The organism is Avibacterium endocarditidis, assembly GCF_965138825.1.
GTDB lineage: Bacteria > Pseudomonadota > Gammaproteobacteria > Enterobacterales > Pasteurellaceae > Avibacterium > Avibacterium endocarditidis.
The window spans coordinates 1-423 of sequence record NZ_CBCSDH010000046.1 but is presented as its reverse complement, the minus strand read 5'-3'; the positions used below and the strand labels follow the sequence as shown (position 1 = coordinate 423).

General features: G+C 43.0%; 1 tRNA gene and 1 rRNA gene. Both read right to left on the bottom strand.

From position 1 onward, the window contains the following. Positions 1 to 164: 164 nt before the first annotated feature. Positions 165 to 240, bottom strand: a tRNA-Glu gene (locus ACNAV8_RS11635). A gap of 98 nt (positions 241 to 338) precedes the next feature. Continuing rightward, positions 339 to 423, bottom strand: a 16S ribosomal RNA gene (locus ACNAV8_RS11630); the annotation flags it as partial.

Sequence of the window (423 nt, the reverse complement as noted above, 5' to 3'; positions counted from 1 at the left end):
CTTACTTGCTTTTGTTCAAGTAAGCCTTTTACTCAGACTTTTTCAATTTAATAAGAAAATGGCTCTATCACGATTACCACTCCCCCATCAGCTTGAAAGTCTCTTCAGTTTTCAGCTTGTTTTTACATTGTTAAAGAGCAAATCGCTAAAAAATTAGCTTTAAATGGCGTCCCCTAGGGGATTCGAACCCCTGTTACCGCCGTGAAAGGGCGATGTCCTAGGCCTCTAGACGAAGGGGACTACATATAAAGGTAATCTCTATACGACATTGAGTTTCGCTCTCGCTTGTCTAACATCAATCATCACAATCTGTGTGAGCACTCATCTATCCAGTCTTATAAGGAGGTGATCCAACCGCAGGTTCCCCTACGGTTACCTTGTTACGACTTCACCCCAGTCATGAATCATACCGTGGTAAACGCC